Genomic DNA, 21,294 nt, shown 5'->3' with positions numbered 1-21,294 from the left:
GACGAAGCCGAGTCGTTCTTCAACGAGCTACCGACGCCTCAACCGGTCCCTGACGGACGGAGCCCCGGATTCCTGCCGACTCCCCAGAGCCGAGTCTGAGCACGGGCACAAGGGCTCGAAGAGAGACTTCAGACGAGCGAGCCCACCTGAGCCACCTGCTCCCGTACGGCGGGGCGGCGCCGGGTCGGCAGGACCGTAGGGTTGGCGACGCCCCAGGCCGCGCCTTTGCAGATCAGCTCCTTGTAGACGGCGGCGAGCCGTCCGGTCAGGGCCGCCCGGACGGCACGGTCGTCGGCGGTGACGTACTGGATCAGGCCTTCCCTTCGGCCCAGCGAGATGCACTGGTTGAAGTAGCGGAGCGGCACCTTCGGGAGCTTCCCGCCGGTCAGGCGCGCCGCGATGGCGTCGGCGGCCTGCCATGCGGTGGGGACGCCCGAAGCGCAGGACATCCGCAGCGGCTTGTCGCCGGGACCCATCACCAGGGCCGCGTCACCGATGGCGTACACGTCCGGGTGCGAGACCGACCGCATGGTCCGGTCGACCACGATCCGGCCTGTGCGGGTGACGTCCAGGGCAGTGGCCTTCGCGATCGGGTGGACTGCGAAGCCGGCGGTCCACACGGTGACCACGGCCCGGATGGCCCTGCCGTCGGCGGTGGTGACGCGGTCGGCCTCGACACCCGTGACGGCGGTGTGCTCGTGCACGGTGATGCCGAGCTTGTCGAAGACCTTCCGTACGTGCCGGCGGCCCTTGGGCGCGAGCCAGTCGCCGAGGTCGCCGTGGGCGGCGAGGGCGACATCGAGGTCCGGGCGGGCCTCGGCGATCTCGGCCGAGGCCTCCAAGCCGGTGAGGCCGCCGCCGACGACGACCACGGGCTGCCCCGCCTCCAGGCGGGCCAGACGCTCACGCAGCCGGAGCGCTCCGGGGCGGCCGGCGATCTCGTGGGCGTGCTCGGTGGCGCCGGGGACGCCCTGGTTGTTCCAGCCGCTGCCGAGGGCGTACACGAGGGTGTCGTACTCCAGCTCCTCGGCGCCGTTCGCGTCGCTGACGGCGACCGTCCTGCGGTCGACGTCGACGTCGGTGACCTTCGCCAGTTTCAGCTCTACGCCGGTGCCCGCGAACATCTCGCTGAAGGGCCGGGGCTTGAGGTCCTGGCCGACCGCGAGCTGGTGCATCCGGACCCGCTCGACGAAGTCGGGCTCGGCGTTGACGAGGGTGATGGCGACATCTTCGCGGCGCAGTCGTCTGGCGAGGCGCCCGGCGGCGATGGCTCCGGTGTATCCGGCTCCGAGGACGATGATGCGGTGCTTCATGTCGTTGCTCCTGTCTCTCGCGGGTTCGCCACTTGAACCGGGCGGCCCGCCGTTTCCTGACAGGAACACGATGTGAAGCACCTCACATCATGGTCAGAGCATGTGGAACAGGGGTTCCCCGTGCTCGGTGGCAGCCCACCGCTCGGTCGCGCGTTCGAGCTTGTCGGGGTTGGCCTGGTTGCGGGCGGCGACGATGCCGTCGGCGGTGACCTCCAGGCATATGACCCCGATGACCCGGCCGTCGACGACCCCCACGATCGCGGGGTCTCCGTTGGCGGTCGTGGCGTAGATCTCGGCCGAGCCGCCGACCATGGCGTGCTTGGCCTTGCTGGGCTTGAACAGGCCCCGCATGAACTTCGCGACCGCGAGGGCGCCCTCGAACGCCTTGGTGCGGGCCGGAACCTTCCCGCCACCGTCGCCGATCGAGATGGCGTCCTGGGTGAGCAGCCGTACGAGCGGCTCGGTCTGGCCGCTGGTGGCGGCCGCGAGGAACTCATCGACGATCCGCCGAGCCGTGGCTTCGTCGATCTCGGTGCGGGTCTTGCCGTCCGCGACATGCTTCTTGGCGCGGTGGAAGATCTGCTGGCTGGCGGCTTCGGTGATGTCGAGGATCTCGCCGATCTCCCGATGCGGGTAGTCGAAAGCCTCCCGCAGCACGTACACCGCCCTCTCGTTGGGGGAGAGACGCTCCATGAGCACGAGGACCGCGTACGAGACCGATTCGCGCTGCTCGGCGGTGTCCGCCGGGCCGAGCATCGGGTCCCCGGTGAGCAGCGGCTCGGGGAGCCATTGGCCCACGTAGGTCTCGCGTCGCGCGCGGGCCGAGGTGAGCTGGTTGAGGCACAGGTTGGTGAGGACCTTCGTCAACCAGGCCTCGGGGACCTCGACGCGGTCGACGTCTGCTGACTGCCAGCGCAGGAACGTCTCCTGCACGGCGTCCTCGGCCTCACTCGCTGAGCCGAGCATGCGATAGGCGATGGCCTCCAGGCGGGGCCTGGAAGCCTCGAACCGGTCCACGTCGTTCGCGGTGAGAGGCATGGGCCCTGATCCTAGGACACAGGCCGCGAACGACCGCCGGTAGATGTGGGACTCTCAGATCCGGCGTCGGGTCCGTGACAGCAGGTCACGGACCCGCGAGGAATTCGCTTGGCGGACCAAGGCAGCCACTGTTACGTTTCCGGAGGCCGTGCGAGAGAACAAGGAGGTGGTACCCGTGAACGCAGTATCGACATGGGTGCTCCCCTCCGGGGTCACGGTCGGGCGATAGGTCGTCCGGGAGCGCCGATCAAGAGCACTCCCGAAAGGCACGACCATGGCCCTTCAACTCACCTCTGAACAGCGCCTCGACGACGGCGTCCTCGAGCGCGAATTCACCCTCGGCGAGATCCCCGGCACCCTGTGGACGCCTGGATCCTCATCCGCATCCGCACCGGTCCCGCTGGTCCTGATGGCCCACAACAACGGCCTGGCCAAGGGGGAACCCCGGCTGGTGGCCCGCGCCCGGCACTGCGCGGCGTCCGGCTACGCGGTGGCCTCCATCGACGCCGCCGGGTGCGGGGGTCGACCCCGTTCCGCCGCCGACGAGCAGGCCCGCGCCGACCTCCGCCGGGCGATGCAGGCCGGCGAGCCGGTCGATGAGATCTTCGAGTCCTTCATCGGCCCGCTGGTCGAAAAGGCGGTCCCGGAATGGCGGACCACTCTGGACGCCCTCCTTTCGCTACCCGAGATCGGCGGCCCGGTCGGGTACTCGGGGTGGACCGCCCTGGGCATTCGGCTTGCGGTGGCCGAGCCGCGCATCGCGGCCGCCGGTTTCTTCGCCGGGGGTTACGTGCCCCGCGCCCAGCGCGAGGAGGCCCGGCAGCTCACCATCCCGCTGCTGTTCCTGCTGCAGTGGGACGACGAAGGGAACCCCCGGCAGCGGGCCCTGGACCTGTTCGACGCCTTCGGCTCCAAGGAGAAGACGCTGCACGCCAACCTGGGCGGGCACACCGGCACCCCGTGGTTCGAGGTGGAGGACGGGACCCGGTTCTTCGGCCGGCACCTGAAGTGAGGCCGGGCCGACAGGCCGACAACAGACGGTAGGTGGCAGGCGGTGTCGGCCAGGACGCCGCTCATCGAGGACAGGTCCTGGCTCCCGACAGCCCTCTACACCGCGGGCCCCTGCCAACTCGGCAGGGGCCGGCGCTAGGTAGGGCTAACCCCCTGTCGAAGACGCCGATCCACCGCAGTGCACAGACCCCTGTGCACAGACGACTGTGTACGCATGGAACAGGAACCCGGCACTCCCGGACCACATGCGCCCGCCGGGCAGGCCCCGGCGCTGCCGTCCGATCCGGTCGAACTCTCCGACCTCGCCACCCTGAAGGCGCTCGCGCATCCGCGTCGGCAGCGCATGTTGCAGCACCTCACCCTGCATGGCCCCGCGACCTCCGCGACGCTCGCTCGGGCGCTGGGGCTGAACACCGGCTCCACCAGCTACCACCTGCGGGAACTCGCGCGGCACGGCTTCGTGGAGGAGACGGCGAAGACGCAGGGGACGAAGGAGGCGGGTGGGGCCACCGGCCGGGAGCGGTGGTGGCGGGCGATCCCGGGTGACCGGCGGTTCCCGCCGCGCAGCCGGCAGAGCCCTGAGATGCGGCTCGTCATGGACGAGCTCAACCACCACGCCTACGCGGCCGACCTGCAACTCTTCGAGCAGGTTCAGCAGGACGCCGCCGCCGACGATCCTTGGGCGGACGCCTTCCCGTACTCGCGCGGCAGCATACGGCTGACGCTGCCCGAACTGCGCGCGTTCTTCGAGGAGTACATCGCCCTGCTCAACCGCTACAAACGTCCCGAGGCCGACACCCCGCCCGGCGCACGCACCGTGCATACCCGACTGCTCGCCTTCCCCGCCCCTGCCCCCGCCCCCGCCCCCGCCGTCGACGGCCGCGACGACCGCGGCGGCCGAGACCCCCGTGCCGCGCACACCACGAATCCGCACACCGCGAAGAGGACCGAACGCTCATGATGCTGCGCTATGCCCTGAAGTCGGTCCGTGCCCGCAAGGCCGGATTCCTCGGTGCCTTCCTCGCTTTGATGTGCGCGGCGGCCCTGATCACCGCCTGCGGCACCCTCTTGGAGACGGGCCTGCGCGGGACGATCCGCACCGAGCGCTACGCCGCCACCCCCGTCGTGGTCTCGGCCGACCAGAGCGTCCACCAGACCACCGTCAAACACAAGAAGGGCAAGACCAAGATCAAGCACAAGGCGAAACCCATCGCCGAGCGCGCCTGGCTCCCGCAGAATCTGGAAGGCACCCTCGCACACGCCCCGGGCGTCGCCCGGATCGTCCCCGAACTGACCTTCCTCGCAGACCCGTTGACGCCGGACGGGACGGGCGGCCGTACTGCCTACGGGCACGCCTGGGACTCCGCCGCCCTTACGCCCTACAGACTGACCGCGGGCAACGCACCGAAGGTCGCGACCGACCTCGTCGTCGACTCCTGGCTCGCCGGGCGCGCCCACCTGGAGGTCGGCGGTCGGCTCACCGTCCAGTCGACGCAGGCACCGCGCAGCTACCGCATTTCCGGAATCGCCACGCCTGCTACGGACGTACGGCACCAGACGTCGCTGTTCTTCTCCACAGCGGAAGCACGCAGGCTGGCAGCGCACCCCGGGAAGGTCACCGCGTTCGGCGTGCTCCCCGACCGGGGCACGGACACCGGGCGGCTGCGCCAAGCCGTGGTGCAGGCGCTGCATGGCACCAACGCGCAGGTCAGCAGCGGGGACGCCCGCGGGACCGCGGAGTTCCTGGACGCCGCCGCGGCCCGCACCAAGCTGGTCAGCATGGGCGGTGCCATGGGCGGCACCTCGCTGCTCGTGGCGGTCCTCGTGGTCGTCGGCACCTTCGCACTGACCGTGCAGCAGCGGTACCGCGAACTCGCCCTGCTCCGCGCCATCGCCGCTGACTCAGGACAGATCCGTGGTCTCCTGGGCCGTGAGGCGCTGATCGTCGGTGCGGTCGCCGGCATCGCAGGTGCCCTGCTCGGGCTGCCCTTGGGCGGCTGGCTGCACAGCAGGTTCGTCGCCATGGGAGCTGTCCCCGCAACACTCCAGCACACCGTCAGCGTCTTCCCTGCGTTTGCCGGCGTCATCGCGACTCTGACCGGAGCCTGGGCGTCCGCCCGGGTCGCTTCCCGCCGGATCGCCCGGATCCGTCCGGCCGAGGCACTCGCCGAGTCCCACACCGAGCCCGCGCGGCCGCCGTGGGGACGTGTCCTCGCGGGGCTCCTCCTGCTGGCCGGCGGCACGGTCCTCGTCGTCGTACTCGCCTCCCTGCATACCGAGCCCGCGTCAACGCCCGTCACTTTCCTGGCGGTTGTCGTCCTGTCCACCTCTGTCGCCCTGCTGGGGCCGCTCCTGGTGAAGGCGGCGATGCTGCTCCTCGGCGGCACGCTGCGACTCACCGGGCCGGGCAGCCGGCTGGCCGCGGCCAACCTGCGCGGCAACGCCGCCCGTATGGCTTCCGTCGTCACCCCTCTCACCCTCCTCGTCGGCATGACCTGCACGGTCCTGTTCGTCCAGCCCACGCTCGGCAACGCCGCCCGCGCCCAGGCCCGCGAGGGCGTGCGCGCCGACTGGGTCGTCGTCTCGGCCGGACCGGGCGTCCCGGCCGAAGCCGCACGGCAGTTCCGTGCGCACCACGAGGTGGCCACCGAAGTGGTGCGTACGACCGTCCGGGTCGGCCTCGACAAGTACGCGGCGCAGGGCGTCACCCCCGTCGGACTCAGCCGCACCTGGGACCCGGGCGTCACCGCAGGCTCGCTCGACCGGCTCACCGACCGCACCGTCGCCGTGAGCGAACTGGCCGCCGACCAGCTTCACCTGAAGCCCGGCAGTACCCTGAAGCTCACGCTCGGCGACGGCACGCCCGCCACGCTGACCGTTGCCGCCGTCTACACCAAGGGGCTCGGCTTCGGAGACCTCACCTTCACGCACGACCTGGTCGCACGCCACGTCGACAACCCCCTCGCCACCTCCGTCCTCCTCAGCACGACCCGTACGCAGACACAGATCACGACCGCGCTCCGTGATCTCCCCGGCGTCCGTGTCGTCTCCCCACAGACCGCCGACCACCTTCAGGCACAGCAGCAGCAGGCGAATGCGGAGGTCAACTACCTCGCCATGGGACTGGTCCTGGCCTTCACTGCCATCGCCGTCGTCAACACACTCGCCATGTCGGTCTCCGAACGAGTCCGTGAGTTCGCACTGCTCCGACTAGCTGGGGCCACACGCCGACAGGTGCTGCGCATGCTGCGTGCCGAGGCGCTGTCGGTACTGCTCCTCGCCACCGTGCTCGGCAGCGGCATCGCCCTCGCGGTCCTGACCGCGTTCAGTATCGGCATGACCGGCCGCGCCGCCCCGACCGTCACTCCGCTGCTGTACGTCGCCATCGTGGCCGTCGCCGGATTCCTCGCCCTCGTCGCCACCGCCCTGCCAGGGCGCGCGGCACTCCGGGTGCGCGCGGTGACGGTGGCTACCGCCAAGGAGTAGCACCAGGAAGCTGACGAGCGTCTGTCGTGCTGTGGTCCGGCGTCGTGCGGCGGCTCAGCCTTCGTCCTTCCGCTCGGCGCCTGCGTCTCGTACTTGTGACGAATGTACTTGCGGCATGCGTGCTTGCTGCGGCGTCTGTGGCTGCAGCGAGTGCGCTTGTCCTGCTCACACTTGTGGCGGTCGCGACAGATGTCACTGGTTTCGCGCGCAGTCAGATCGTTGCGCTCAGGCGACCGGCCCGCGAGCTGTCTTGACGAGTCGACGTGAGCGCAACCAGGTGCTGCTCGCCCCGAGGCCCGCTCGCGCGGAATAGCCCGACGGTGCGCCTCAGCATCCGCCCGAGGTGACTTTGGTCTGGATCGCGTAGTCGTGAACTGCCTCACTGATGCCGGAACTTTTCGGCAGGCTGTTGGGGACGGGGCTTGCTGAGATGATCACGAGACAGGCCCGGTACTTGGTGGGCTCTGATTCCCGTGTCCGGTCGTCGAACTTGGTGCCGGTGATGACGTAGCTGTCCACCGCGTCCGGAGGTGGGGTGGCGAAATCGTCCGTCAGGCCGAGGCCGTTACCCATCACGACGCCCTGCACCTCGAGGTCCACCAGAGCCTTGAAGCTGCCTGCACCCGGTGTGGCGCCATCGCCGGGTGCCCCCTCTCCGTTCTGCATGTCGGCCGCGATCTTCTCTACCTCGTGCACGATCTTGTCCTGGGTCCAGTGCTGATCGTCCTCGGCACTCCAGATCATGCCGGCGGCGATGAGGGCGAGGACGACGAACACCGCACGGGTGACGACGACGAGGCCGAAGTCCCGATCGGCGTCGGCCGCTTGGGGGTCAGCGGGGACCACTTCCGCGGGCACGGCCTCGACGGCGGTCGGGTCCGTGGGCACCGCGTCTTTGGGCCGTGCGGGCAACCGCCGGTACACGCGGACCACGTCGAACGCGGCGGCTGTGACGGCAACGGTCCCGATGAGAACGGCATACGAGTGGCCGTCCATGTCTCCCTCTCTCCACTGGCCAGGCTCGGCAGCGGGATACCTCCTTCCGAGGTCACCCGCCGTTTCTCTCTGCCTGCGCCTAATTCCCCCCGTGCGTCTTGTTGTCCATCTTCGCCTGGTCCTGTCGTGCCTTCTCCACCAGGCGGTTCTCTTCCGCTGGGAAGGAGTCGAAAAGAGTCTTCAGTCGTTTCATGCGGCCCTCGTGATCGATCCGCCAGTTGTCCGCCTTCTTGCCGATCCAGGTCTTCGGTATCATTTTGTCGACGTCCGCCATGGCGGTACGTATTTCGTTCACCGCACGTTCGATCGCATTCATGTCCTGGCGGCATATGTATTCCAGGCGATCTTCCTGAGGTATAGCCATGGTGATTCCCACTCCTACTTCGTTGCGATCTTCAGAACGAACGGGGCATTGCCCGACATCACAAGGTTCCCTGATGAATAGGCCAGGGCATCGGGCATCGTGCAGGGAAGCTTCAAGGCGTCGACCGTATACCCTTCCTTGCACCCGGAATCGGCATCGCTGTCGGAGACCTGCTTGGCGACGATTTCAGCCTTGCCCGAGGCAACGTGCAGCACGTAATCAGTCGAATGGCCCCACGCTCGGACGTAGACGCCGTTTCCGCTGTCTCCTGCCATCCAGATCACTTTCAGTGCGGCCAGGTTGCCTTTCACTCCAGTGATCTGTGTCGGAAAGGTGAGTCTCTCGACCGATCCGTCCTTGTGTACAGAGACGACATCGCCCAATCGCGCTGACACACCCTCTGCGGAGGAGCGTAGATAGACCGTGCCGGAGTGGTCCACGGCGCTGCCACGGTCGATGAGCGGCGCGGTCTTGCCGGCCTCCTTGTTCGGAGTTTGGTAGAGGCGGGTCAGACGCCCCGACCTGAACTGCCAGATCACGTCGCCGTCCGAGAACAGGATGGAGCCGTCGGGGCGCTTGCCGAAGGGTTCGATCCCTTCGTCGGTCAAGGCGGAGGTCTTCGCCGAGGCGGTGGCCGGCACCGACTGGCCGGGCTTCCTCGACTTGCCCGACAGCCCGGCGAGGACTGTCTGCTCCCCGTTGGGCTTCAGGTTCAGCAACTGACCGCGAGCACCGACCACGAACGAGTTCGGGGACAGGACGACCAGCCCGCTGGCGCCGTGCACCTCGCTGCTCAGGATCTCCCTGGCCTTGTGGTCCTCCTCGATCACGGCGAGCGAGGCGGACAGGCCGTAGACCTTCCCGTCGGGCCCGACCGTGAGGCCGTCGGGATCGCCGTCGAAGGCGAGCCATGCAGCCGAACTCCCGCCGTTTCCGTGCTCGGTACTCAGCAGAGCCTCGGCCTGCCCCTCGGCCGGCTCCTTCCACTTGTCGTCGCCACCCCCCAGGCAGCCGACCAGGGTCAGCAGGGCGGTCGCGACCGCTCCTGCCGCCAGCCACCCCCGACTGTGTCGCTTCACGGTCGCACCTCATTTCCATCCCGTATGAGCACGTCAACTGGACCCGCGGTTGAAGGAATCCCTCATGTCGTCGTCGAAGGTGTCCAATTGGCCGTGATTCTGGCTCTTCACCTTCACCCACCATTGGTTGAAGGCCGCCCGGTCGGTATCGTTCCGGATGACGATGTCGCCGTTTGCCCACTCCGGGTGATCCGCCGGAGCCTTGATCTCACCCGACCGGACGAGCCCCTGCATCAGCGGGATCTGCATGGAGGTCGAGTCACTGAAGCGGATGTCCTTGTAATCGCTCTCGACCTGATCGGCTTCACTCGGAGGGAACTTGGAGCCGCCGTAGGGGATTCCGGCCCAGATTGCTGCCTGGACCCACTTGGATCCCAGCTCGAACATCTTCGGGCCTGCTGGCAGGGGAACGGCCGCCGCTCCGCTGGAAATGATGTTGAACCACAGCAGTTGCTTGGCATGCTCCGCGTCCCGCAGGGCCGCCTCATCCATGTTGACGTCGTGACCGGCAGCGGACACTTCTCCGCGGAGTTCTGCCAGATTCTTGAGATACGTGCCCTCATCTCCGGTGATTCCGTGCTGGGAGGTGAAGCTGATCTGGGCGTTGATGGCCTGGATCACGTTTCCCGCCTCGTCGCGGTTCTTCATGATCTCGCTGAGGAATGCCTTGGCGGGCGCCCTGCCCACCGTGATAGTGCCGTCGTCATTGACGGTCGCGTTCTTCTGCGAGACGCCGGTCGACGCGGCAAAATCCGGAACGTAGGACTGGAAGACATTGGACAGAGCCTTCGAGATCTCGAGGTTGACCGGATACTGCTCCTTCTCGAAGTCGCTCTTTTTCTTGTCCAACTCGTACTTCTCGGCGCCCGCGTTGATGATGTTCGCAGCCGCTTCGGCCGAGGCTTTGGTGTGGTGCTGACGGTCGCTGATCGCCGCGCGTATCACCGCGCTCGGCCACTTGGCGTCGGCGGTCTTAAGCCCAGGAGTGGCCCAGTGGTCGTCGACCAGTTCCGCCGCATGCCGGGGGCCGTCGGGGCCGCCCAGCAGATCTCGCGATGCCTCGGGGTTCTCGCTGACGCGCTGCATCAGCGCAAGTGACGGATCATTGGCGGCGATGGCCTCAACCCGGACCCGAGCGTCGGTCATGTTCTCCGAGACATAGCTGTGCGCCAGCCCGATCGACCTGTACCAGGCGTCGTCAGGGTCAACATAGGCTTCGGGGGAGTAACTGGTACCGATTACCTGACCTTTGCTGTAGGTAGGCCTCATCTTGTGGGTCTTGCGCCAGTCGAGCATCGCCCCACCGACCTTGGACAGCACCGTCGGATCCCACTCGCTGCCTTTCGGGCCGTACTTGAAGAGCATGCCGACGGACCACATGTCACCGTCCGGCGGGTCGGTCAGTGCCGCGAGGTAGTCGGGCGCCGGGTGAGGGTAGTCGCCCTTGACGGCGATCCTGCTCATGACTTGGGTGGCCTGCCCGTACTGGGCGAGGATCTTCTCCGAGTCCTTGCTGAGGACGGCCCCGCTGTGCGTGCCGTCCTGCTTGTGGAGGATGCTCGCCACCCTCGCGGCGTCGGTGATTCCGCCAGCGATCATGAACGCTCTCATGTAGGCGGGGTCGTCCTGATGGTCGGCGAGGGAGCGGGCGACGGCCTCGATGTCGGCGCGGGAGTCTGGGGCATCGGGGTTGTCCAGCGCCTTCTTGAGAGTCGCCGCCTCCTGTGAGGCCTCCTTGGCACTCTGTGCGTTGACGTCTTTCATGTCCCACGGCATGTTGATGATGTTGCCGTCCGGGGTGCACATGATGGCCGCGCCGCCGACCTCTTCCAGGTTGCGGGCCAGATCGGCGCGCTTGGCCATGTCGCGGGCGTCGTCGCTGACAGCCCGGGTCTGCTGGGCCAGCAGGGACAGGTCGAGGCCGCCGTCCCAGGACTTGAAGTTCTTACGGATCAGCGCGCCATGTCTGGCCAACGCGCCTTCCAGATCCTTGAGCCTGTCGGCGAGTTTGCGGACACGTACCGGATCGACACCGACGTACTCCCCCATGGAAACGCTGCCCTTCTGTTTCTGTTCGAGCGAGTTCAGTTTTGTAGCCGCAGCTATTGAGGACGGTGGCTATTGCCACGTGCTTGGTGGTAGGGGAACCCGGGCATGGGACGTTGTTGATCTCCGGCCGACCGAGTCCGACGCACTGGCGCTCGGTGACGCTGAGCTGCCTCCGCCCGCGTCAGCGCCTGCGATCTTGTTGTCGCCGGATCCGCCACCTTCTCCCGAGTCGCATGCGATCGGCGGCGGGGCCGCAGATGCAGTGAGCGCGGTCGTCACGAGCCGGGTGGGGCCGTGCACTGTGGACTCCCGTGGAGGTGGGGTAGGTCAAGGAAACCGACGCTACCCATGAGGCGAGTGGTGTCACCAGACGGGTTTGCGTCAAGATCACACAAACCGCAGTCAGAAACGGGTGGATTGACGCATAGGCACCAACGACTCCACCCCCTGCGTCAACGGACGTGGGGAAAACCTCCCGTGAAGAGGCTCCTCGCCCCGGAAGGTCGAGTTGCACTAGCAGGTACCAGCCGTCCCAATTGCGAGGCGACGCTCGCTCTGGCAACCCTTCACGACGATGCCATCAAATTGTGGATGGCGTCTGTGAACGCGGATTGATGACCCATGCCAAGCAGTGTCCACAAACCTTTTCGGGGACGGCCCAAGCCGTGCTCGCGCACTGCGCCCGCCTCGGGAATGCCATCAGGAAGTCACCCGGCATTCACGGGTGGACTCGTGTGCAAGTATTCCTCATGCTCTTCATCCTCTTTGCCTTGCCTACCGTGATCGTGCTTGCAGTAACCAGGTAAGCCAGCACGTCCGTCACTTCGGCGTGACGCGCGCTCATCCCGGGTCGAATCCGCTCGGCTCCTGTACGGCTCGTTCCTACCCAGCCCCTTTGCCGCGACGGTAGCTGCCGACATACCGGGCCTGCTACGAACTTGCCGCTCACTGGACGGCTTCAGGCGCGCGGTCTGTTCCGTCCAGGCGTCGGCGCTGCCGGAGTGGTCGGCGTCCGTGGCGCGTGTCCACAGTGAGATGTCGCTGCTCATCGCCACGGCGATGGTGTGTCCGGAGGGCGAGAAACCGACTGCTCGGAGTTCGGAGTAGTCGGAGTGGAAGATGTGCCACCACCCTTCTCAGTGCGGACCGGCGTGAGGTAACCCACCGCCGCAACACAGCAGGACACGATCGTTCGGCCAAGTCGGCGTGATGACCACCAAGGTCCAGCCGTCCGCGATGGTGGTGTGCAGAGCTCCACCGAAGAGCCATGCGGTGCGCACGCGACTTCCGGTGATCGGCCCCAGCCTGGGGCAGGACAAGTCGGCAACCGCGTCGGGAGTGCTGTCTTCGGGGTCGGGTCGCGATCCTGGGCGATCTTGTCTCCCGTGACGGCGTCGAAGAGGCCGTGGCCGTCATGCGAGACGACCATCACCAAGGCGCGGCCGGTGTCGGGGTGCGAGGCGAAGCCGATTCCGAGGAGTTCACCGACCGGGGCGTATGCGATGCGCCGCCAGGGCTCGGGCGCTTGCATTTCGGGGGTTTCGAGGAGTCCTTTCCGTATCGCCTGCTGGTATGCGGAAAGCTCCGGCTCGCGGCCTGTCTGCTCGACCGGAGCTTTCTTCGTCCACTTCCTTACGAAGCCGTGATCCACTTTCCGGTGGGTCAGCCCAACAGAGCTGATCCACATCAGAGTTCAGGCGCACGTTCCTGGAGGCTGCGAACGCGGCATAATGATCCATGTCAAGCCTAGTTCGTAGTCCTTTTCTGCTGCGGCCGCGGTCGCAGACGCTTTTGTGTGCCACCCGAGGCAGTGGCCGACCTCAGGCCGATGGCGGCCGTTCCACCCGCTCCTGGGGCCGCTCGACGAACCGGCCTCCTTCGAAGAATTCGATGGCCGACGGAGATCCGTCGGGCTCACGCTGTACTCCATGGAAGAACCGCAACACAGAATCCGCGCGCTCCACACGGCATCCACGGTCACCGTCTACCAGGCGTACTCCCCGGAGATCGGCATGCCTGCGGTGCTCGAGGGCCGTTTCCCCGCCACGTGGAAGCGGGACCGAATGACATGGATAAAGCCGTCGTTCACGTGGATGATGTACCGCTGCGGCTGGGGCACGAAGCCGGGACAAGAGACCGTCCTGGCCGTCGAGATCACCCGCGACGGCTTCGAGTGGGCACTGAGCAACGCGTGCCTGTCCGGTTACGCACGCGGGCTGCACTCCGACCGCGCCGCCTGGCAACGCCAGTTGAAGCGTGCACCGGCCCGCGTGCAGTGGGACCCCGAGCGCGATCTGCACCTCCAGCCCCTGCCCTACCGCTCCCTGCAACTCGGGCTCTCCGGTGAGGCCGTACGACGCTACGCGGACGAGTGGATGGTCTCCATCAGTGACGTGACGCCACTCGCCCGCGAGATCCACGCACTCGTCAAAGGCGGCGACCTTGACTCCGCGACTCGGCTACTGCCCGAGGAGCGGCCATACCCGGCCACAGCCGAACTCATGGCACACCTGGGGGGATGATCGTCAAGACCTCGCCCTTTTCGTGGTCGAGGGCCTGAGACGCGGGCCGGTCCGCGCTGAGCGCTGCTGAGCTCAGGGCGGTGGGCGGGTCACAGCGGTCTGTCGCCGCTCGTCGTGCCGGTGACGGTTCCACCGGAGGGAGCGAGTCCGAAGGCTCGAAGTTCCGAATCGGGAGCGGGGCTTACGGCGTCCGGGGAGGGGGCGATCGCAAGGCGGAGGAGGCACCGGACGTGCAACTGTTCGGGACCGGCAGGAGTCTAGCGATCGAAGGGATGTTCTTCTGCAAGACACCGTCCGTCTGCCCGCGTTCCGACAGAGGTGCTCTCCATGCTGATGCCCCCGCACTACCGTCACACCTCCCGTGCCGCAGTTGCCGCCCTCGGCGCCGCCGGCCTGATCGCGCTGGCCGCGGCTCCCGCCGCCTTCGCCGATGAAACCGCACCCGAATTGGTCATTGGTGGCATCGAGCCGATCAGCGGGGTGAAACCGGGGAGCACCTTCGATCTGCCGGTCACCGTGGCGAACAAGGGCACCGGAGCCGCCGAGAAGGTGTGGATCTCCTACTCCGTCACCCGGGGACTCGACTTCACGGAGATTCCCTCCAACTGCTGGACACAGCACGTCCCGTCGTACGACGAGATGCCCGAGAGATGGACCGCGGTGTGCGCGTTTGACCAGGCGGTGGAGCTGGGCGTCGTCTACACGCCCGATAGGCCTCTCCGCGTCAAGGCACTCGACCGCGCGCTCAACGACGAGCTGCGCCTGCGTGCCGGGGAATACGATCCGGGGGCGGACGACAACGGCACTTCGCCGGTGGCGGGAACCGCACCGGCGGTGAAACTGGTCGAAAGACAGCCCGGTGACGAGGGGGCCGCGCGAGTCGTTGATGTGCCCGTCACCTCCGTCAACTCAGCCGACTACCAGGTGACGGGTGCCGCGTTGAAGGGGAGCGTCGGCGAAACGCTGCCGATGAAGGTGGAGTTCGCCAACGCCGGGCCCGCCTGGGTCATGGCCAAGGTGGGGGAGCGGACCGCAAGGGTCATGATCACACCGCCCGCCGGAACGTCGGTCGTCAAGGCCCCCGGGTTCTGCAAGGCCAGGGGTCGGGCGTACGACTGCGGCATGAGCCAGTGGGCTCTCAACGAGGGCGGCCGACAGGCCTACAACTTCCAGTTGAAGATCGACAAGTGGGTGGCGCACGCCAAGGGCTCGGTGGCGCTGGGCACCGAGGCACGGCCGTTCGACCCTGACAAGGCCAATGACAGGGCCGACATCACGCTGGACGTCACGGGCGGGGGGCCGACCGGCTCGACGGGTGGCTCGACCAGTGGCTCGGGCGGATCGGCGGGTGGCTCGAGCGGCTCGGCCGGCGGATCGGGCGGATCGACCAGTGGCTCGGGCGGATCGGCGGGTGGCTCGAGCGGCTCGGTCGGCGGGTCGTCGTCGACCGGCGGGGACGGGACGACGGCGAATGGCGGCAACCTGGCAGAGACCGGGTCCTCGGCGCTGCCGATCACGGGCGTGGCCGCTGCGGCGGTGGCCACGGGCGCGGGCATGCTCGTCATCGTGCGCCGCTGCCGGGCCCGGAGCCTGAGCTGACGACCGTCTGACGCGAGCGGTGGCACCCGCCCCGGGCCGCTGGTCCGGGGCCTCCGCGCTGCCTTGATCGGTGGCGTCTCAGGCGGTTCCCGGACCCGAGCCGGCTTGTTGAGTGGCGTGCACGAACCCCGTTGTCGGCGACGGACTGGAGTCTGTCGGGCACGCGCCCGGCATGACAGACCGACGACGACGGGCTGACCAGGGCGGACCGACTGTAGGAACCCGACAGTAGGCAGATGGTGCCACTGTCGGTGCCGGAATGCCCGCGCGGCGATCCGGACCGATAGGTTTTCGATGAAGGCGCCTGTATTGCAGGGGTTCAAGACCGCTACCGAAAGGGTGATCCGTTGAGCCGCTCGGTTCTCGTCACTGGAGGCAACCGGGGCATCGGCCTCGCCATCGCCCGCGCGTTCGCCGACGCCGGCGACAAGGTCGCCATCACGTACCGCTCGGGTGAGCCGCCGGCCGCCCTCAAGGAATTGGGCTGCCTTGCGGTCAGGTGCGACATCACCGACAGCGAGCAGGTGGAGCAGGCCTACAAGGAGATCGAGACCCAGCACGGTCCGGTCGAGATCCTCGTCGCCAACGCCGGTGTCACCAAGGACCAGCTCCTGATGCGCATGTCCGAGGAGGACTTCACCTCGGTCATCGACACCAACCTCACCGGCGCCTTCCGCGTCGTCAAGCGCGCCAACCGGGGCATGCTGCGGGCCAAGAAGGGCCGCGTCGTGCTGATCTCGTCGGTCGTGGGGCTGCTCGGCTCCGCCGGGCAGGCGAACTACGCCGCCTCCAAGGCCGCCCTGGTCGGCTTCGCGCGCTCCCTCGCCCGTGAGCTGGGCTCGCGCAACATCACCTTCAACGTCGTCGCGCCCGGCTTCGTCGACACCGACATGACCAAGGCGCTCAGCGACGAGCAGCGCGAGAACATCGTGTCGCAGGTGCCGCTCGGCCGCTACGCGCAGCCGGAGGAGATCGCCGCGACGGTGCGGTTCCTCGCCTCGGACGACGCCTCGTACATCACTGGAGCCGTCATCCCTGTTGACGGCGGACTGGGAATGGGTCACTGATCACCATGAGCGGAATCCTCGACGGCAAGCGCGTCCTGATCACCGGTGTGCTGATGGAGTCCTCCATCGCGTTCCATGCCGCGAAGCTGGCCCAGGAACAGGGCGCCGAGATCATCCTGACCGCGTTCCCGCGGCCCACCCTGACCGAGCGCATCGCCAAGAAGCTCCCCAAGCCCACCAAGGTCATCGAGCTCGACGTCACCAACGACGAGCACCTCGGGCGGCTGGCCGACATCGTCGGCGAGGAGCTGGGCGGCCTCGACGGCGTCGTGCACTCCATCGGCTTCGCGCCGCAGGACGCCCTCGGCGGCAACTTCCTCAACACCCCGTTCGAGTCCGTGGCCACCGCCATGCACGTCTCGGCGTTCTCCCTGAAGTCGCTGACCATGGCCTGTCTGCCGCTGATGCAGAACGGCGGCTCGGTCGTGGGTCTCACCTTCGACGCGCAGTACGCCTGGCCGCAGTACGACTGGATGGGCCCGGCCAAGGCCGCCCTCGAGGCCACCAGCCGCTACATGGCGCGCGACCTGGGCAAGCAGAACATCCGCTGCAACCTCATCTCCGCGGGCCCCCTCGGCTCCATGGCCGCCAAGTCCATCCCGGGCTTCAGCGGGCTGGCCTCCGTGTGGGACAGCCGCTCCCCGCTGGAGTGGGACCTGAACGACCCCGAGCCGGCCGGCCGCGGCATCGTCGCGCTGCTCAGCGACTGGTTCCCGAAGACCACCGGCGAGATCATCCACGTGGACGGCGGTCTGCACGCCATCGGCGCCTGAGCGCTCATGGCCTGCGCGTAAGCGCTCACGCCATCGCACACGTGCGTCGTGCGCCCTGTCGTACGAGGCCGACGCCCCGGTTCCCGCTTCGCGCGGGGAACGGGGCGTCGACCGTTCGGCGTACCTGGCCGGGCGTTCGGGACCATTCGGCACGCACGCTGGGAGTACGCACCGCCCCGCAGCCGTACGGCCGAGGAGGTCCCCGTCGTGCGCCTGTCCCGCCATATCGCCCCGTGGCTCGTCGCGGTTCCGCTGGTCATGTCTCTGCCGTACGAGGCCCTGCCGCACACCCGCGCGAAGCACGCCGTGCCGCACACACGCGTACAGGCCGGTAAGACCACGGATCCGCAGCTCTTCGGGGCGGCGTGCCGTGTCGGTGTGACCGGCTCGCACGTCGTCGCGTACTGCCACAACCCCTATCCCCTGACCGATCGCGTGAGCCTGCACATCGACTGCGAACGGTGGTGGGACATCGACACCGACACCGCCCCCGTCGAGGCGGCGCCCGCGATGACCGTACGGATGACCGGCCGATGCTGGGAGAGGGTCCGCTCGGCGTGGGTCGACCACCAGAGGTGAGCCGCGCTCAGCGCCCGGGGGTCCTCGGGCGTCCCGGACGGCACATGAACGGATAGCCGGCCGCCTCCGTGGCGGCCGCGGTCGCGTCGCCCGCCCGGATCGCGTCCATGAGCCTCGTGTGGTCCATGTACGTCTCCGGCGTCAGCTCCTCGCCGACGTCGCCGCGCAACCAGTCCCGCAGAACCTCACCCAGATCCGCGTACATCGCCGTCATCGCGTCGTTGTGGGAGGCGGCCACCACGGCCATGTGGAACGTGGCGTCCGCGGTCACGAACGCCTCCGTGTCCCCGGACGCCCAGGCCTCCTCGCGGCGCGCGAGGAGGGCGTCAAGCTGTTTGAGGTCACGCTCGGTGCGCCGCTCGGCGGCCAGTTGCGCGGCTCCCGACTCGAGGGTGGAGCGCAGCTCGGCGATGTGGTTCGGGTCGGCGTCGGCGAACCTGCGGTGCATCACGCCCGCCAGCTCGCTGGTCGCCACCACGTACGTCCCCGAGCCCTGGCGAATGTCCAGCAGACCGTTGTGCGCGAGCGCGCGGACGGCTTCGCGGACCGTGTTGCGGGCCACACCGAGCTGCTCGACCAGCTCGGGCTCGGTGGGGATGCGGGAGCCCACCGGCCATTCGCCCGAGGTGATCTGGGTCCGCAGCTCCGCGATGACCTGTTCGGACAGTGCGGATCGGCGGGGGTGGCTCAGCGGCATGGCGGTCCTTCGGGCGGGCCTGTGTGCGTGACCGGAGACTCGGGAGCGTAACGCAAACACGGTAGACAACCAATCATCCCATCATTCTAGGATGGGTGTCATGGCATGTGAGGACACCCGGACGGCGACGTCCGTACCGATACGCAGTTCCGCGGGAACGGAGACCGAGGGCAGGACGGCCGCACCGCGCGCGTGGACCACGCGTCTGCTGGTCGTCGGCATCGTCCTCGCCGCACTCAACCTGCGACCCGCCGTCACCAGCCTCGGCGCCCTCCTCGAAGAGGTGCGCGACGGGCTCGGCATGAGCGGCAGCGTCGCGGGACTCCTCACCTCCGTACCGTCGCTGTGCTTCGCCGTCTTCGGTGTCATGGCGCCGCGGCTCGCCCGCCGCTTCGGACCGGGCGCGGTGGTCTGCGCCGGCATGGTCGCCATCACCGCGGGCCTGCTGATCCGCCCGTACGCCGGGGGCACGGCCGGTTTCCTGGCCGCCAGCGCGCTCGCCCTGATGGGTATCGCCGTCAGCAACGTGCTGATGCCGGTGATCGTCAAGCGCTGGTTCCCGGACCGGGTGGGCTCGATGACGGGCCTGTACTCGATGGCGCTCGCGGTCGGCACGTCCTCCGCCGCGGCGGTCACGGTACCCATGACCGACGCCATGGGCGGAAGGTGGCAGTCGGGGCTCGCCGTCTGGGCGGCGCTGTCGGCGGCGGCCGTGCTGCCCTGGCTTCCGTTCGTCCGCGCGCGGGGTGCCGATCCCGCGGCGAGCGCTCCCGCCGCGGCGGGAGCCCAGGGCGAGCCCGACGGGCTGCGGATGGTCCGGAGCCGTACCGCATGGGCGCTGGCCGCCTTCTTCGGGCTCCAGTCCACGGCCGCGTACATCACGATGGGCTGGATGGCACAGATCTTCCGCGACGCCGGGGTCCCCGCCGGCACCGCCGGTGTGCTCCTCGCCGTGACGATGGTGATGGGCGTGCCCCTCGCCTTCGTCATCCCGCGGCTGGCTTCGCGGCTGCCGCAGCAGGGCCCGATCGTGGTCGTGCTCGGTATGTGCGGTCTGGCCGGGTACGCGGGGCTGTACCTGGCCCCGGCGGGCGGCGCCTGGGCGTGGGCAGTGCTGCTCGGCGTCTCCAACTGCGCCTTCCCGCTGGCGCTGACCATGGTGGGGATGCGGGCCCGGACGAGCGCGGGTGTGGCCAAGCTGTCCGCGTTCGCGCAGAGCACCGGTTACCTGCTGTCGATCCCGGGGCCGCTGCTGGTCGGCGTTCTCTACCAGCACAGCGGCGGCTGGGGTCTGCCGCTCACCCTCATGGCCGGGCTGATGATTCCGCAGATCGCGGTGGGTATTCTCGCGGGCCGCAACAGGACGGTGGAGGACGAGGCCGAGCGCTGAGCCGCCGGATGCGCCCACCCCGCCGGAGTCGGGGCCGGCGCGGGGTGCGAAACTGACCGTATGCCGGTGCTCGACCCCAATCCCCAGAACGGCCAGAAGAAGATGCTGCTCATCTTCGGCGGCTTCCTCGCGATCTTCGTGTTCATCGCCATCGTCGCGACGATCGCCTCACCCTGACCGAACGCACCCACGGCCCGGGGTGGGGCTAGCCCCACCATCCCCTAGGGGGTGAGTGTCAGGGTCAAGTGGGTGGATCACCGGATGGGTTGAGGACGGCGGAGTCCGTACCTTCGAGATGTGGCCGCGGAGCGCGGCTCACGGAGCACTCGAAGCCGCACGGAGGCAGTCATGTCGGCCCGCACGCACACCCGGCCCCACCCGGCGACCACGGGCGGCGTCGAGATCCGGCTGCCCTGGTGGGCTCTCGCCCTGCCCGCGCTGGCCTTCGTCGCCCTGCTGGCGCTGATACTCGATCCGGCGGACACGAGCACCGGCCAAGGCCCGGCCCTCAACCACCTCATCGCGGGCATCCAGCAGGCAGTGACGCGGTACGCGCCGTGAGGCCGCCCTCGGGGCAGGTCGGCCGGGACAGCACCCCTCGGGCGGCGTTCCTCCGGTCGGGGCGCGGGCGCGATGACCGGTGAGCCGCCGGTGTACCGGCGCGGCCGCGGCGTCGCCAACTCCCTGCGTCCGTCGGCCTGTCTCATGCGAAGCTGGGACGCATGAGCTCCGCAGAACCCCGCAGGATTGTCCTCTTCCGGCATGCGAAGGCCGACTGGCCGCAGGTGTCCGATCATGAGCGCCCCCTCGCCGACCGGGGTCGCAAGGACGCCGCCGTCGCCGGACGCAAGCTGGCCGACACCGGCATCCCCTTCGATCTGACCCTCTGCTCCACCGCGACTCGCACCCGTGAGACCTGGAAACTCGCGGTCCAGGAGCTTCCGCAGCGGCCGAAAACCGTCTACGAGGAGCGGCTCTACGAGGCCTCGCCCGGTGAACTGATCACCGTGCTCAACGAGACCCCCGACGACGTGCGCAATGTGCTCCTGATCGGCCACAACCCCGGCGTCCAGGGCCTTGCCGAGGTACTCGCCGGCACGGCCGAGGGCGACGCCCGTGAGCGGATGAACCGGCGTGGCTTCCCGGCCGCCGCCTTCGCCACGCTTTCCTTCGACGGCCCCTGGAAGTCGCTGGAGCCGAGCGTGGCCACCCTGCTCGACTACTGGGCGCCGAGCGAGTAACGACCTGGGGGGCAATAGGGAGCGGCGTCGCGACGCCCGGCACGGCCTCCCCCAAGCTCTTCGAGCAGGGGGGACCCCCAGCGGCGTTGC

Annotated in this window: 19 protein-coding genes and 1 pseudogene; 12 read left to right on the top strand and 8 right to left on the bottom strand. The window is 68.4% G+C overall.

Annotated features, from left to right (window positions below):
- Window positions 1–128 precede the first annotated feature (128 nt).
- Both ACWDEX_RS35920 and ACWDEX_RS35915 read right to left on the bottom strand, forming a co-directional pair.
- A complete protein-coding gene (locus ACWDEX_RS35920) occupies window positions 129–1,313 on the bottom strand; it encodes an NAD(P)/FAD-dependent oxidoreductase (RefSeq protein WP_450468686.1) in 1,185 nt (394 codons plus the stop codon).
- Between the two features lie 93 nt (window positions 1,314–1,406).
- Window positions 1,407–2,351: an RNA polymerase sigma-70 factor gene (locus tag ACWDEX_RS35915; RefSeq protein ID WP_450468684.1), complete on the bottom strand. Its 945-nt coding sequence runs from the start codon at window positions 2,349–2,351 to the stop codon at window positions 1,407–1,409.
- Window positions 2,352–2,625: 274 nt separating this feature from the next.
- Between ACWDEX_RS35915 and ACWDEX_RS35910 the strand changes: the two genes are divergently transcribed.
- The 3 genes from ACWDEX_RS35910 (at window position 2,626) to ACWDEX_RS35900 (ending at window position 6,848) form a co-directional block, all read left to right on the top strand.
- Window positions 2,626–3,363, top strand: coding sequence for a dienelactone hydrolase family protein (locus ACWDEX_RS35910; RefSeq protein ID WP_450468682.1), 738 nt, complete (start codon window positions 2,626–2,628; stop codon window positions 3,361–3,363).
- A 213-nt stretch (window positions 3,364–3,576) separates the two neighbouring features.
- Window positions 3,577–4,323: an ArsR/SmtB family transcription factor gene (locus ACWDEX_RS35905; RefSeq protein WP_450468681.1), complete on the top strand. Its 747-nt coding sequence runs from the start codon at window positions 3,577–3,579 to the stop codon at window positions 4,321–4,323.
- A complete protein-coding gene (locus tag ACWDEX_RS35900; RefSeq protein WP_450468679.1) occupies window positions 4,320–6,848 on the top strand; it encodes an FtsX-like permease family protein in 2,529 nt (842 codons plus the stop codon). Before ACWDEX_RS35905 ends, ACWDEX_RS35900 begins: the two co-directional genes overlap by 4 nt.
- Window positions 6,849–7,175: 327 nt before the next feature.
- Here the strand turns inward: ACWDEX_RS35900 and ACWDEX_RS35895 are convergent, their stop codons facing one another.
- The 5 genes and pseudogenes from ACWDEX_RS35895 to ACWDEX_RS35875 form a co-directional block, all read right to left on the bottom strand.
- Window positions 7,176–7,844, bottom strand: a complete 669-nt coding sequence (locus ACWDEX_RS35895) for a hypothetical protein (protein ID WP_450468677.1) — start codon at window positions 7,842–7,844, stop codon at window positions 7,176–7,178.
- Window positions 7,845–7,923: 79 nt separating this feature from the next.
- Window positions 7,924–8,208, bottom strand: coding sequence for a hypothetical protein (locus ACWDEX_RS35890; protein WP_450468676.1), 285 nt, complete (start codon window positions 8,206–8,208; stop codon window positions 7,924–7,926).
- 14 nt (window positions 8,209–8,222) lie between these two features.
- The gene (locus ACWDEX_RS35885) at window positions 8,223–9,287 is read right to left on the bottom strand and encodes a hypothetical protein (protein WP_450468674.1); all 1,065 of its coding nucleotides are present in this window, start codon (window positions 9,285–9,287) and stop codon (window positions 8,223–8,225) included.
- Window positions 9,288–9,320: 33 nt separating this feature from the next.
- Window positions 9,321–11,336, bottom strand: coding sequence for a hypothetical protein (locus tag ACWDEX_RS35880; RefSeq protein WP_450468673.1), 2,016 nt, complete (start codon window positions 11,334–11,336; stop codon window positions 9,321–9,323).
- A gap of 1,019 nt (window positions 11,337–12,355) precedes the next feature.
- Window positions 12,356–12,867, bottom strand: a pseudogene (locus ACWDEX_RS35875) (hypothetical protein); the annotation flags it as partial.
- A gap of 397 nt (window positions 12,868–13,264) precedes the next feature.
- Between ACWDEX_RS35875 and ACWDEX_RS35870 the strand changes: the two are divergent.
- The 5 genes from ACWDEX_RS35870 (at window position 13,265) to ACWDEX_RS35850 (ending at window position 17,876) form a co-directional block, all read left to right on the top strand.
- Complete coding sequence (locus ACWDEX_RS35870) at window positions 13,265–13,858, top strand: DUF4291 domain-containing protein (protein ID WP_450468671.1); 594 nt, start codon at window positions 13,265–13,267, stop codon at window positions 13,856–13,858.
- 327 nt (window positions 13,859–14,185) lie between these two features.
- A complete protein-coding gene (locus tag ACWDEX_RS35865) occupies window positions 14,186–15,457 on the top strand; it encodes a hypothetical protein (RefSeq protein WP_450468670.1) in 1,272 nt (423 codons plus the stop codon).
- Window positions 15,458–15,804: 347 nt separating this feature from the next.
- Entirely contained in the window at window positions 15,805–16,524 is a 720-nt protein-coding gene (fabG, locus tag ACWDEX_RS35860) for a 3-oxoacyl-[acyl-carrier-protein] reductase (protein ID WP_450468668.1), read from the top strand.
- A gap of 5 nt (window positions 16,525–16,529) precedes the next feature.
- Window positions 16,530–17,297 (top strand): enoyl-ACP reductase FabI, encoded by a 768-nt coding sequence (gene fabI, locus ACWDEX_RS35855; RefSeq protein ID WP_450468666.1) that lies wholly within the window; start codon window positions 16,530–16,532, stop codon window positions 17,295–17,297.
- 207 nt (window positions 17,298–17,504) lie between these two features.
- On the top strand, window positions 17,505–17,876 hold the full coding sequence (locus ACWDEX_RS35850; protein ID WP_450468664.1) for a hypothetical protein: 372 nt from the start codon (window positions 17,505–17,507) through the stop codon (window positions 17,874–17,876).
- A gap of 7 nt (window positions 17,877–17,883) precedes the next feature.
- On the opposite strand, the gene ACWDEX_RS35845 is transcribed toward ACWDEX_RS35850, so the two are convergent.
- Entirely contained in the window at window positions 17,884–18,573 is a 690-nt protein-coding gene (locus ACWDEX_RS35845) for a FadR/GntR family transcriptional regulator (RefSeq protein ID WP_450468662.1), read from the bottom strand.
- A 100-nt stretch (window positions 18,574–18,673) separates the two neighbouring features.
- Between ACWDEX_RS35845 and ACWDEX_RS35840 the strand changes: the two genes are divergently transcribed.
- The 4 genes from ACWDEX_RS35840 (at window position 18,674) to ACWDEX_RS35825 (ending at window position 21,204) form a co-directional block, all read left to right on the top strand.
- Window positions 18,674–19,963, top strand: a complete 1,290-nt coding sequence (locus tag ACWDEX_RS35840) for a CynX/NimT family MFS transporter (RefSeq protein ID WP_450468661.1) — start codon at window positions 18,674–18,676, stop codon at window positions 19,961–19,963.
- A 60-nt stretch (window positions 19,964–20,023) separates the two neighbouring features.
- On the top strand, window positions 20,024–20,140 hold the full coding sequence (locus ACWDEX_RS35835) for an SGM_5486 family transporter-associated protein (protein ID WP_450468659.1): 117 nt from the start codon (window positions 20,024–20,026) through the stop codon (window positions 20,138–20,140).
- A gap of 171 nt (window positions 20,141–20,311) precedes the next feature.
- Window positions 20,312–20,524, top strand: coding sequence for a hypothetical protein (locus tag ACWDEX_RS35830; RefSeq protein ID WP_450468657.1), 213 nt, complete (start codon window positions 20,312–20,314; stop codon window positions 20,522–20,524).
- A 161-nt stretch (window positions 20,525–20,685) separates the two neighbouring features.
- Window positions 20,686–21,204 carry a SixA phosphatase family protein gene (locus ACWDEX_RS35825; RefSeq protein ID WP_450468656.1) on the top strand — a complete coding sequence of 173 codons (519 nt, stop codon included), beginning with the start codon at window positions 20,686–20,688 and terminating at the stop codon, window positions 21,202–21,204.
- The last annotated feature ends 90 nt before the right edge of the window (window positions 21,205–21,294 follow it).

This window comes from Streptomyces sp. NPDC001020 (assembly GCF_053599115.1).
This window is presented reverse-complemented; position numbering and strand designations above follow the sequence as displayed.

Coding starts and splice junctions, on each gene's coding strand:
- ACWDEX_RS35915 (WP_450468684.1), bottom strand. CDS start 2,351: ATGCCTCTCACCGCGAACGACGTGGACCGGTTCGAGGCTTCCAGGCCC.
- ACWDEX_RS35890 (WP_450468676.1), bottom strand. CDS start 8,208: ATGGCTATACCTCAGGAAGATCGCCTGGAATACATATGCCGCCAGGAC.
- ACWDEX_RS35835 (WP_450468659.1), top strand. CDS start 20,024: ATGCCGGTGCTCGACCCCAATCCCCAGAACGGCCAGAAGAAGATGCTG.
- ACWDEX_RS35830 (WP_450468657.1), top strand. CDS start 20,312: ATGTCGGCCCGCACGCACACCCGGCCCCACCCGGCGACCACGGGCGGC.
- ACWDEX_RS35905 (WP_450468681.1), top strand. CDS start 3,577: ATGGAACAGGAACCCGGCACTCCCGGACCACATGCGCCCGCCGGGCAG.
- ACWDEX_RS35920 (WP_450468686.1), bottom strand. CDS start 1,313: ATGAAGCACCGCATCATCGTCCTCGGAGCCGGATACACCGGAGCCATC.
- ACWDEX_RS35845 (WP_450468662.1), bottom strand. CDS start 18,573: ATGCCGCTGAGCCACCCCCGCCGATCCGCACTGTCCGAACAGGTCATC.
- ACWDEX_RS35900 (WP_450468679.1), top strand. CDS start 4,320: ATGATGCTGCGCTATGCCCTGAAGTCGGTCCGTGCCCGCAAGGCCGGA.
- ACWDEX_RS35910 (WP_450468682.1), top strand. CDS start 2,626: ATGGCCCTTCAACTCACCTCTGAACAGCGCCTCGACGACGGCGTCCTC.
- ACWDEX_RS35825 (WP_450468656.1), top strand. CDS start 20,686: ATGAGCTCCGCAGAACCCCGCAGGATTGTCCTCTTCCGGCATGCGAAG.
- ACWDEX_RS35880 (WP_450468673.1), bottom strand. CDS start 11,336: ATGGGGGAGTACGTCGGTGTCGATCCGGTACGTGTCCGCAAACTCGCC.
- ACWDEX_RS35870 (WP_450468671.1), top strand. CDS start 13,265: ATGGAAGAACCGCAACACAGAATCCGCGCGCTCCACACGGCATCCACG.
- ACWDEX_RS35895 (WP_450468677.1), bottom strand. CDS start 7,844: ATGGACGGCCACTCGTATGCCGTTCTCATCGGGACCGTTGCCGTCACA.
- fabI (WP_450468666.1), top strand. CDS start 16,530: ATGAGCGGAATCCTCGACGGCAAGCGCGTCCTGATCACCGGTGTGCTG.
- ACWDEX_RS35840 (WP_450468661.1), top strand. CDS start 18,674: ATGGCATGTGAGGACACCCGGACGGCGACGTCCGTACCGATACGCAGT.
- ACWDEX_RS35865 (WP_450468670.1), top strand. CDS start 14,186: ATGCTGATGCCCCCGCACTACCGTCACACCTCCCGTGCCGCAGTTGCC.